At 61.1% G+C, this 11,436-nt stretch carries 10 protein-coding genes; 9 read left to right on the top strand and 1 reads right to left on the bottom strand.

Translation table 11 applies throughout. The annotated features are described in order from the left end of the window. Positions 1-18: 18 nt before the first annotated feature. Together JJ869_RS18375 and JJ869_RS18370 are read left to right on the top strand one after the other, a co-directional pair. The gene (locus JJ869_RS18375; protein WP_292269299.1) at positions 19-1,362 is read left to right on the top strand and encodes an aspartate aminotransferase family protein; all 1,344 of its coding nucleotides are present in this window, start codon (positions 19-21) and stop codon (positions 1,360-1,362) included. After that, a complete protein-coding gene (locus tag JJ869_RS18370; protein ID WP_292269296.1) occupies positions 1,359-2,186 on the top strand; it encodes a DMT family transporter in 828 nt (275 codons plus the stop codon). The genes JJ869_RS18375 and JJ869_RS18370 overlap by 4 nt, the downstream gene beginning before the upstream one ends. 100 nt (positions 2,187-2,286) lie before the next feature. Here JJ869_RS18370 and JJ869_RS18365 read toward each other — a convergent pair whose 3' ends face one another. After that, positions 2,287-3,153: a MurR/RpiR family transcriptional regulator gene (locus JJ869_RS18365; RefSeq protein ID WP_292269294.1), complete on the bottom strand. Its 867-nt coding sequence runs from the start codon at positions 3,151-3,153 to the stop codon at positions 2,287-2,289. Positions 3,154-3,257: 104 nt separating this feature from the next. On the opposite strand from JJ869_RS18365, the gene JJ869_RS18360 reads away from it, so the two are divergent. From JJ869_RS18360 to JJ869_RS18330, 7 genes are all read left to right on the top strand, one after another. Continuing rightward, positions 3,258-4,028, top strand: coding sequence for an N-formylglutamate amidohydrolase (locus JJ869_RS18360; RefSeq protein WP_292269293.1), 771 nt, complete (start codon positions 3,258-3,260; stop codon positions 4,026-4,028). Beyond that, complete coding sequence (locus JJ869_RS18355) at positions 4,025-4,606, top strand: TRAP transporter small permease subunit (RefSeq protein ID WP_292269291.1); 582 nt, start codon at positions 4,025-4,027, stop codon at positions 4,604-4,606. Before JJ869_RS18360 ends, JJ869_RS18355 begins: the two co-directional genes overlap by 4 nt. Then, complete coding sequence (locus JJ869_RS18350; RefSeq protein ID WP_292269289.1) at positions 4,606-5,931, top strand: TRAP transporter large permease subunit; 1,326 nt, start codon at positions 4,606-4,608, stop codon at positions 5,929-5,931. Before JJ869_RS18355 ends, JJ869_RS18350 begins: the two co-directional genes overlap by 1 nt. Positions 5,932-5,990: 59 nt before the next feature. Next, a complete protein-coding gene (locus JJ869_RS18345; RefSeq protein WP_292269288.1) occupies positions 5,991-7,028 on the top strand; it encodes a TRAP transporter substrate-binding protein in 1,038 nt (345 codons plus the stop codon). A 70-nt stretch (positions 7,029-7,098) separates the two neighbouring features. Further along, positions 7,099-8,460 carry a glutamine synthetase family protein gene (locus JJ869_RS18340; protein ID WP_292269287.1) on the top strand — a complete coding sequence of 454 codons (1,362 nt, stop codon included), beginning with the start codon at positions 7,099-7,101 and terminating at the stop codon, positions 8,458-8,460. A gap of 3 nt (positions 8,461-8,463) precedes the next feature. Beyond that, positions 8,464-9,840: an aldehyde dehydrogenase family protein gene (locus tag JJ869_RS18335; protein WP_292269285.1), complete on the top strand. Its 1,377-nt coding sequence runs from the start codon at positions 8,464-8,466 to the stop codon at positions 9,838-9,840. A gap of 4 nt (positions 9,841-9,844) precedes the next feature. After that, positions 9,845-10,990 (top strand): iron-containing alcohol dehydrogenase, encoded by a 1,146-nt coding sequence (locus tag JJ869_RS18330; RefSeq protein WP_292269283.1) that lies wholly within the window; start codon positions 9,845-9,847, stop codon positions 10,988-10,990. Positions 10,991-11,436: the final 446 nt, after the last annotated feature.

Here is an 11,436-nt window from a genome sequence, read left to right as displayed (position 1 = left end):
TATTGAGGACCCCGCCTGATGCGACACACCGAAGGCGAGGCCAACACCAGCGCCGCACGGGCTGACTGGTCCGCCCGCGAAACGCATAACGAAACGCGCGACCTGTTGGCGCGCGATGCAAACGCCTTTCTGCATCAGTCACTGTCCTCACCCTGCCTCAGCACCATCGCCAAGGCCGAAGGCATCTGGATCGAAGACACCAGCGGCCGCCGCTTAATGGATTTCCACGGCAACTCGGTACACCACATCGGCTACGGCCACCCGCGCCTTGTCCAGGCGGTGAAAGACCAGATCGACGCGCTGCCCTTCTCACCGCGTCGGTTCACCAATGATGTGTCCGTCACCTTGGCCGAACGCCTCGGCCAGATCGCGCCGGGCACCCTCAACCGCGTTCTTTTCACCACCGGCGGGTCGGACGCGGTTGAAGTCGCTCTGCGCCTTGCCCGCGCCGCCACGGGCCGGTTCAAGACAATCAGCTTCTGGGACGCCTTCCACGGCGCAGGCTTTGGCGCGTCCAGCGTCGGGGGCGAAGCCACCTTCCGCAGCCATATCGCAGGCCCTCTCCTGCCGGGCGCCGAACACGTCGCCCCCTTCCACTGCTACCACTGCGCCTATGGCCATCCGGGCCCTGAAACCTGCGCCCTTGCCTGCGCAAAGATGGTCGATTTCGCTCTGGCCCGCGAAGGCGATGTGGCCGCCGTCATCGCCGAACCCATGCGCGCCGTTCCGGTCGTCCCCCCACCGGGCTACTGGCAGGCGGTGCAGGCCGCGTGCCGCAAGCACGGTGCGCTGCTCATCATCGATGAAATCCCGACGGGCCTTGGCAAGACAGGCCGCATGTTCGCCTTCGACCACGACGGGATCGAACCCGACATCGTGGTTCTCGGCAAGGCGCTTGGCGGCGGGATGCTCCCCATCGCCGGGATCATTGCGCGCGATGATCTGAACGTCGCCGGCGACTTCGCCATCGGCCACTACACGCACGAGAAAAACCCCGTCACCGCCCGCGCGGCACTGACCACGCTCGACATCATCGAGGACGAAGGCCTTGTCGACCGCTCCGCCACCCTTGGCACCCATGCGCAGAACCGCCTGAAGGACGCGCTTCACGATCATCCCCATGTCGGCGACATCCGCGGTCGCGGCCTCATGTTCGGGGTCGAGATCGTCACCGACCGCGACACCCGCACCCCCGATCCCGACCGCGCAGAACGCATCTACTATGCCTGCCTCGACAAAGGCCTCAGCTTCAAGATCAGCGCAGGCAGCGTCCTCACCCTGTCGCCCCCGCTCGTCATCAGCCAAGCCGATCTCGACACCGCGCTCTCAATCGTCATCGACGCGATCCGGACCACTGTGTGAGCACAACCGTCCTACTGATCGTCCTTCTCGCCGCGCTGCTCCATGCGCTCTGGAACGCGCTGGTCAAAACTTCGGCCGACCGGGCGATCACGCTTGGGCTGGTCGCAACGGGCCACTGCCTGCCCGCACTGGCCTTAATGCCCTTCGTCCCCATGCCCGCGATCGAGGCGTTTCCCTTTATCATTGCCTCCACCGTGATCCACTGGGCCTATTACTATTTCCTGAATGTCTCCTACCGCTTTGGCGATCTGTCCCTGATCTACCCCATCGCCCGCGGCACCGCCCCGGTGATGGTCGCCTTGGGCGCCATGGTCTGGGCGGACGAGGCCCTGTCCCTCTGGGCATGGATCGGAATTCTGACGGTATCCGCCGGGATCATGGTACTTGCTGCCATCCGGCACGCCGACAAGCGCGGGATCGGTGCGGCACTTGCCACCTCTGCCATCATCGCCGCCTATTCGGTGGTTGATGGCATCGGCATTCGCGTCTCTGGCACACCCATCGGCTATGTCGTCTGGCTGTTTGCAGCCGAGATTTGCGTGGCCGTCTTCGTCATCGCCACCCGGTTCGACCGCGCCCGCAACATCAGCCAACGCGCGCTTGTGCTTGGACTGTCTGGCGGCGTCATCTCCGGCCTCGCCTATGGACTGGCCCTCTTCGCCAAAACACTGGCCCCCATCGGCATCGTGTCAGCGGTGCGCGAAACCTCCGTGATCTTTGCCGCTTTGATCGGCGTCTACTGGCTCGGCGAAGGACCGGCCAAGCGCAGGCTAGTCGCGGCCAGCATCGTGGCAATTGGCGTTATCATTCTGGCCCTGTCCTGATCTTCTCTGGTTCAAAAATACTTCGGGGTTTGGGGCAGAGCCCCAATGTTTCGGTCATCCGAAACACGATGATGCGTCACCGCATCATCTGACCGAAAACTCAGGGCTTGCGGAAAATCCGGGTCGACCGAAACATGTCTTCCAACGCTTCGATCCGCGCACGCGCGCTGTCGGACACGCGGGTCTGAACCTCGGCAATCAACGCCTCGATAATCAGGTTGATCGCCAGCGTCGAATCCCAGCTTGACGGCACCTCGATCATCGCATTCACCACGTGATCCGCCAGCCGCGAAATCGGTGATCCCCATTGATCCGTAAACAGGATGATCTCGGCGTCGCGCTCCTTGGCGAGTTCCGCCAGACGCTCCAGATCCCGTTCATACCGCCGGATGTCGAACAAGATCAGAACTGATGCGCGGTCCATATCCAGAATGTACTGCGGCCAGACATTGGGCGACGCCCCCAGCAATGTCACCGCAGGGCGGATGATCTGAAGGTGGTTGAAGAAGTAATCCGCATTCGACCGCGTGATCCGGCCACCGGACAGGTACACCGGCCTTTGCCGATCCGCGAGAAGCCCGGCGATGGCATCCAGCGTACCCGGCTCCAGCCGATCAATCGTGCGGCTCAGATTGTCGAACACCGCCTCAGCAAAAGCCGTGAACGCCGCCGATCCGGGCTTGGTATCCCCCCACCCTTCGCGCTTGCGAATGGGTGTCTTGAACTGCTCGGACGCCTCGTCCCGCATGGCTGCCTGCAATTCCGGGAATCCGTCGAACCCCAGCTTGCGCGCCAGCCGGATCACAGTCGGTGTGGACACTCCCGCCGCTTCGGCAATTCGGGTGATAGATTGCAACCCTCCCACAGGGTAATCGCGCATGAGAACGCTGGACAATTGCCGCTCTGCTGGCGTCAGAGCACCAGCCTGATCGTGCAGCCTGTCCTTGACCGAAAGCGGCTTCGCCATCCCGTGATGCCTTTTGTAGCAATCGCTACATTGATACTCATCTTGGTACAATAATCAACGAAATTGTCTTGACAGAGTCAAAGCCCAAAACCCTTAATGGCCCCGTGAGCACACACAACCATCATACGATTCTGGGCCCGAACGATGGCCCCGCTGCCGAGGTGATCAACACTCAGGGCACAGCGTCCATCTGTCTTGTTTGCGAACACGCCAGCGCGTTTATCCCCGCGTCGCTTGCCAATCTGGGCGTCGCCCTGGAACACCGACACAGCCATGCCGCATGGGACATCGGCGGTCTTGATTTGGCCAAAGCCCTGTCGGAAAAGCTCGATGCACCGCTGGTCGCCTCACGCGTCTCGCGTTTGGTGTACGACTGCAACCGCCCGCCCAGCGCGCCCGGTGCGTTTCCCGAACGGTCCGAGGTGATTGACGTGCCCGGCAATGTCGGCCTTGATGACACCGCCCGCGCCGCCCGCGTGACCGAGGTATACGACCCCTTCCGCATGCTACTCAAAACCACGCTTGACGCGTTCTCAACCCCTCCGGCGCTTGTGACAATCCACACCTTCACGCCCACTTGGTTCGGTCAGCCCCGGTCCGTTGAACTTGGCCTGCTGCACGATGCCGACGACCGGCTCGCCCGCGCGATGATGGCCACCCGTCCAGATGGTCTCGATGCCCAACTGAACGCGCCCTATTCCGTCACCGATGGCGTCACCCACACGCTGCGCGAACACGCGATCCCGCGTGGACTGCAAAATGTGATGATCGAAGTCCGCAACGATCTGGTCTCGGACGCGGCGGGTGTTGCCCGGTTTGCCGATATCCTGAGCACCATGCTGATCAAAGCCCTTGCGACGCAGGAGGCGCTATGATCCGCGCGCTTCAGGCCTATGTCGGAGTGATCGACCCGTTCAACCGCATGATCGGACGGATTGTGATGTACGGCATCTTCGTGATGATGGGAATCCTGATCTGGTCCTCCATCAGCAAGGTGTTCCTTGTGCCGTCGCTCTGGACGCTCGAAATGGCCCAGTTCGCGATGGTCGCCTACTACATCCTTGGCGGCCCGTATTCGATCCAGATGGGGTCGAACGTGCGGATGGACCTGATCTATGGCGAAATGAGCGACCGTCGCAAAGCCGCGATTGACGCAGTGACCGTGATCTTCCTGCTCATCTACCTGGGCTTCCTGCTCTACGGCGGGATCGCCTCGACGGCCTACTCATTGGGCTATTTCGGATCGGAACCAATCAGTTTCTTCGCGGGCCTTGCAACGGGCAGCGAAGAGCTTGGCTTCCTTGAACGCAGCCCGACATCGTGGAGGCCTTATCTCTGGCCGATCAAGGTCATCATGGTGATCGGCATCTTCCTGATGCTGCTGCAGGTGCTCTGCGAACTGGCCAAGGACATCCTGCGCCTCAAGGGACATGACATGGGGGCCAAGGTCTGATGCCGTATGAACTGATTGCGGCACTCATGTTCTCGACCATGATGCTGATGCTTCTCACTGGGCAGCGCGTGTTTGGCGCTATCGGCTTTGTGGCTGTCGTTGCCGCGTTCTTCCTTTGGGGCGACCGGGGTGGATATGACCTCGGCTTCTCGGCGGCGATGAAGCTGATGAAATGGTATCCGTTGCTGACCCTTCCGATGTTCATCTTCATGGGCTATGTCCTGTCGGAAAGCCGCATCGCGGATGACCTTTACAAGATGTTCCACGTGTGGATGGGCGGCCTCTCCGGTGGCCTTGCCGTGGGCACAATCGGACTGATGGTCCTGATCTCTGCCATGAATGGCCTCAGCGTTGCGGGCATGGCCATCGGGGCAACCATCGCGCTACCCGAACTCTTGAGGCGAGGATACGACAAACGAATGGTCACGGGGGTGATCCAGGCCGGGTCATCATTGGGCATCCTTGTGCCGCCGTCGGTGGTGCTGGTCCTCTACGCGATGATCGCCCGTCAGCCGGTTGGCCAGCTCTGGCTCGCCGGTGTGATCCCCGGCCTGATGATGGCGACCATGTTCGTCCTCTACATCGTGATCCGCTGCAAACTGAACCCAGCCCTTGGCCCGGTCCTCCCGGCAGCCGAACGCGACATCCCCCGCGCCGAAAAGCTGCGCCTCCTGCGCGCCGGGCTTTTGCCGCTGGCGATTTTCTTCATCATGATGGTCCCCTTCGTGAACGGCTGGACATCGCTGGTCGAAAGCTCTGCCATCGGGGCCATCGCCGCCTTTATGGCCGCTGTCCTGAAGGGCCGCATGACCCGCGAGGTGTTCGAGAACTCGGTCCGCAACACGCTCGGTATCTCCTGCATGTTCATGTGGATCATCCTCGCCGCACTGGCCTTTGGCGCGGTGTTCGACGGTCTGGGGGCGGTTAAGGCCATCGAGAACCTGTTCACCGATCAGCTTGGCCTCAGCCCGTGGGTGATCCTGATCCTGATGCAGCTTAGCTTCATCGTCATGGGCACGTTCCTTGACGACACCGCGATGCTGGTGATCGTTGCGCCACTCTACGTCCCGTTGGTGGGCGCGCTGGGCTTTGACCTGATCTGGTATGGTATCCTCTACACCATCACGACCCAGATCGCCTACATGACACCGCCCTTCGGCTATAACCTCTTCCTGATGCGCGCGATGGCCCCACCCGAAATCGGCCTGCGCGACATCTACGCGTCGATCATCCCCTTCGTTCTGGTGATGGTTGCCGCCCTCGCCATCATCATGGCCTTCCCACAGATCGCCCTTTGGCTGCCGGAATACGTGTATGGCAAATAACCACAATCAAGACTCCGCCAACGGAGCGTCGAACCCCAACCCAACCGAGAGGATATGACATGACCACCAGACGTAAGTTCCTGAAAACCGCCGGGATCGGTGCCGCGGCAAGCCTTGCTGCCCCCGCCGTTGTCAAAGCGCAATCCGGCATCACGTGGCGCTTCCAGACCTATGCGGGCGCCGCTCTGGGCGAGCATGTGACCAAGCCGGTCATCGACTACATCAACGCAAACGCCAACGGCGAACTCACGGTCGAGCTGTTCTATGCTGACCAGATCGTACCCACGGGCGAGCTGTTCCAGGCGCTTCAGCGCGGCACCATCGACGGCGTGCACTCGGACGACGACTCCATGGCGTCCCCCACCCCGCTGCGCCAGTTCGGCGGTTACTTCCCGTTTGCCACAAAGCACATCCTCGATGTGCCGGTGCTCTTCAACCAGTACGGCCTCAAGGAAATCTGGAAAGAAGAGTACAACAAGGTCGGCGTGAAATGGATCTCGGCCGCAGGTCAGGATCCGTGCAACTTCAACACCACCAAGGAAATCACCTCGGTCGCTGACCTCGACGGTCTGCGCCTCTACACCTTCCCGACCGCCGGTCGCTTCCTGTCCAAGTTCGGCGTTGTCCCTGTGTCCATCCCTTACGAAGATGCCGAAGTTGCAGTGCAGACAGGCGAACTGGACGGCATGGCGTGGTCCGGCATCACCGAAGACTACACCGTGGGCTGGGCCGACGTGACCGATTACTTCCTCACCAACAACATCTCGGGTGCGTGGATCGGATCATGGTTCATCAACCAGCAACGCTGGGCCGACCTGCCGGATCACCTCAAGTCTGTCGTGATGGCTGCGACCGAAGCAGGCCACACCTACCGCAACCAGTGGTACTGGGGTGGCGAAGCGGCCTTGCGCGCCAATGGTGACAAGCTGCAACTGCGTCAGGTTCCGCCAAGCGAATGGGCCGAGGTCGAGAACGCCGCCAAGGAGTTCTGGAACGAGGTTGCCGAGGAAGGCGAGATCCAGCAGAAGATCATCAACATCTTCCGCGAGTACAACAGCGTCATCAACCAGGCGGGCGCACCGTACAACTTCGAATAATCGAGGCACAAAACCTCAAGAAGCGATCCCTTAGGGGGTCGCTTTGACCGTGAATGGAAAGGACACGTCCATGGCCCACATGACACTTGATGACCTGCAAGCCAAAGCCGAAACCGGCGCAATCGACACTGTTCTGGTCTGCATGGTTGACATGCAGGGCCGACTGATGGGCAAACGCTTCCATGTCTCGAACTTCCTCGAGTCCGCATGGAAAGAAACGCATTGCTGCAACTACCTGCTGGCCACCGACCTCGAAATGGCCACACCGGATGGCTACAAATCCACAAGCTGGGCCGCGGGTTACGGCGACTACGTGATGAAACCGGACCTGACCACTCTGCGCCCGATGCCGTGGCTCGAAGGCACGGCGATGGTGCTCTGTGACCTGATCGACCACCACACGCACGAACCAGTGCCGCATTCCCCGCGCCAGGTCCTCAAGGCGCAAATTGCCCGTCTTGCCGAAATGGGCCTGACCCCGATGATGGCGACCGAGTTGGAATTCTTCCTGTTCGAGAAAAGCTACGAGGAAATCCGCAAGAACGGCTATCGCACCCTGACCCCGATCAGCGGCTATAACGAAGACTACAACATCCTCCAGACCACCCGCGAAGAACACGTGATGCGGCCGATCCGCAACCACCTCGTGGCTGCCGGTGTGCCTGTCGAGAACACCAAGGGCGAAGCCGAAGCCGGTCAGGAAGAGCTGAACATCCACTATGCCGACGCACTTGCCTGCGCCGACAACCACACGATCGCCAAACACGCGGTCAAGGACATCGCCAACATGCACGGCCATGCGGCCAGCTTCCTGCCGAAATGGCACCACACCCGTGTCGGCAGCGCCGCACATATCCACCAGTCCCTGTTCAAGGGTGACACCAACGTGTTCCACGATGCGGCGGACAAGCTGACCATGTCGGACACGATGAAATCCTATGTCGCGGGCCTGATCAAATATGCCCCCGACATGACATTCTTCCTCGCGCCCTACGTGAACAGCTACAAGCGGTTCCTGCCGGGCACCTTTGCCCCCACCAAGATCGCATGGTCAGTGGACAACCGCACCGCAGGTTACCGGCTTGTGGGCGAGGGGACCAAAGGTGTGCGGATCGAGTGCCGCATCCCCGGAAGCGACATCAACCCCTATCTCGCCTGCGCCGCGCAACTCGCCGCTGGTATCGCCGGGATGGAGGAAAAGCTGTCCCTGGAAGAGCCTGTTTCGGGCGATGTCTACTACATGGACCACATCCCGGAGATCCCTGCCAATCTGCGTGATGCCACCGATGCCCTGCGCACCTCCGCCATGCTCCGCGCGGCCATGGGCGATTTCGTGGTCGACCATTACACCCGGAGCGCCGAGGTGGAACAAGAAGCCTTTGATGCCGTTGTCACCGACTGGGAACTCCAGCGCGGATTTGAAAGAGCCTGAACCATGACCAAGACCGTAGACCTGATCTCCCCGATCGACGGATCGGTGTACCTCACGCGCGAGGTGCTGACCCGCGACGCCGCTTTTGACGCTGCCAAACGCGCCAAGGCCGCCCAATCCGATTGGGCCGCGCGCCCGCTGTCCGAACGCATCGCACTGGTGCGCAAGGCGGGGGACATCATCGGCCAGCAGAAAGACCGTATGGCGACCGAACTGGCGCATCAGATGGGCCGTCCCGTCCGCTATGGCGGCGAATATGGCGGCTTTAACGAACGCCTGACCTACATGGCCGATGTCGCCGCAGAGTCGCTCGCGCCCATGCAGATCGAAGACAGCGACGCGTTCCGCCGCCTGATCAAGCGTACCCCCTGGGGCACCGTTCTGGTCATCGCACCGTGGAACTACCCCTACATGACCGCGATCAACACCGTGGCCCCCGCCCTCATCGCGGGCAATACCGTGATCCTGAAGCATGCCGGCCAGACGCTCGCCGTGGGTGAACACCTTGCCGAAGCCTTCCACGCGGCGGGCGTGCCCGAAGACGTGTTCCAGAACCTCGTCCTCGACCACGACACCACCTCTGCGCTGCTCTCGGAACGCGCAGTGGATTTCGTCAACTTTACCGGCTCGGTCGGCGGTGGTCAGGCCATCGAACGCGCGGCAGCGGGCACCTTCATCCCCGTCTCGACCGAGCTTGGCGGCAAAGACCCCGGCTATGCCCGCGCCGACGCCAATCTCGACGCGGCTATCGAAACACTGCTTGATGGCGCGATGTTCAACTCTGGCCAGTGCTGCTGTGGGATCGAACGCATCTATGTCCACGAAAGCCTGTACGACAAGTTCGTCGAAAAAGCGGTCGCTTGGGTCAACGCGCAGAAACTCGGCAACCCGCTGGACCCCGACACCACAATGGGCCCGATGGCCAATGTCCGTTTCGCCAAGGAAGTCCGCGCCCAGATCGAAGAGGCGCTGGCCGATGGCGCAAAAGCGCATATCGACACCATGCCAGCCGACGATGGCGGCGCGTACCTGACACCGCAGATCCTGACCCATGTCACCCACAAGATGCGCGTCATGCGCGACGAAAGCTTTGGCCCTGTTGTCGGCATCATGCCGGTCAAAGATGACGAGGAAGCCATCGCGCTGATGAATGACAGCCAGTTCGGCCTCACCGCCTCAATCTGGTCCGCCAACACCGCCGCCGCAGAAGCCATTGGCGACCGCGTTGAGACCGGCACCGTTTTCCTCAACCGCTGTGACTACCTCGACCCTGCGCTCTGCTGGACCGGCTGCAAGGACACCGGACGCGGGCAAGGTCTGTCAAAACTGGCGTATCAGGCCCTGACACGCCCCAAATCCTACCATCTCAAGAAGGCATAAGCCGATGTCGCCTAAAGCAAACTGGTCCTACCCCACCGCCATCCGTTTCGGCGCGGGCCGCATCTCGGAAATCGCCGAGGCGTGCCTTGCCGCTGGCATCTCCAAACCGCTCCTCGTCACCGACCGGGGCCTCGCGGATATGGAGATCACCACCAAAACCCTGAACCTTGTCGAACAGGCGGGTCTGGGCCGCGCGATGTTCTCCGATGTCGATCCCAACCCGAACGAAAAGAACGTAGAAGAAGGTCTCAAAGTCTACCGCGAAGGCGGCTTTGACGGCGTCATCGCCTTTGGCGGCGGCTCTGGTCTCGACCTCGCCAAGACGCTTGCCTTCATGGCAGGCCAGTCCCGCCCGCTCTGGGATTTCGAGGACATTGGCGATTGGTGGACGCGCGCCGACCCTGCTGGCATCCACCCCATCGTCGCGGTGCCGACCACCGCTGGCACCGGATCCGAAGTGGGCCGCGCCAGCGTTATCACCAATTCGGAAACACACGAGAAGAAGATCATCTTCCACCCCAAGATGCTTCCCGCCGTGGTGATCTGCGACCCCGAACTCACCGTGGGCATGCCCAAGTTCATCACCGCAGGCACCGGGCTTGATGCCTTCGCGCACTGTGTCGAGGCTTATTCAAGCCCGCATTACCACCCGATGAGCCAGGGCATCGCTCTCGAAGGCATGCGCCTTGTCGTCGACAACCTGCCCCGCGCCTATGCCGACGGCACCAACATCGAAGCCCGCGCGAACATGATGAGCGCCGCCGCCATGGGCGCGACCGCCTTCCAGAAGGGCCTCGGCGCGATCCATGCTCTGAGCCACCCCATCGGCGCGCATCACCACACCCACCACGGCACCACGAATGCCGTCTTCATGCCCACCGTGCTCAAGTTGAACGCCGACGCCATCCGCGACCGCTTTGACCGGGCGGCGGGCTATCTTGGCATCGACGGCGGCTTCGACGGCTTCTGCGCCTTTGTCGATCAGTTCAACGCGGGCTTCGCGATCCCGAAAACGCTCACCGATCTGGGTGTGAAGGATGCGAACCTCGATGTGCTCGTCCGCGATGCGCTCAACGACCCGTCAACCGGCGGCAACCCGGTCACCATGACCGAGGCCAACACGCGGGCGTTGTTCGAGTCGGTGTTGTAAGCAGCAAAAAAGCACCCGCATCAATTTGCAATTGAACGCGGGTGCACACGTGGTTAAACACGCGTCATGGTTGATTTCAGGTCGAGCATGCCGCCTACGCTTTACATTTTTCTCGATGAAGGCGGTAACTTTGATTTTTCTGCAAGAGGTTCAAAGTACTTTACTCTGACATGCGTCAGTCTATTCAGGCCGTTCCATCTCAATACAAAGCTGGACACATACAAATACGATCTACTGGAACATCGGATCCATCCAAGACTCGACCTTGAGTGTTTCCACTGTGCCAATGACAACCGTCATGTAAAAGCGAGTTATTGTCAAATCTGGTGCCCAAGCGATCATCATGCGGCGGTTAGCTGCTGGTTTATTGGCTTGATGCCGTTGACGAAATCGACGCCCTGGATGACGTCGGCGAGATGAACGAAGCCGCGCAGCTTGCGCCAGCT

This window comes from Marivita sp., assembly GCF_017643905.1.
Taxonomy (GTDB): Bacteria; Pseudomonadota; Alphaproteobacteria; order Rhodobacterales; family Rhodobacteraceae; genus Marivita.
This window is presented reverse-complemented; position numbering and strand designations above follow the sequence as displayed.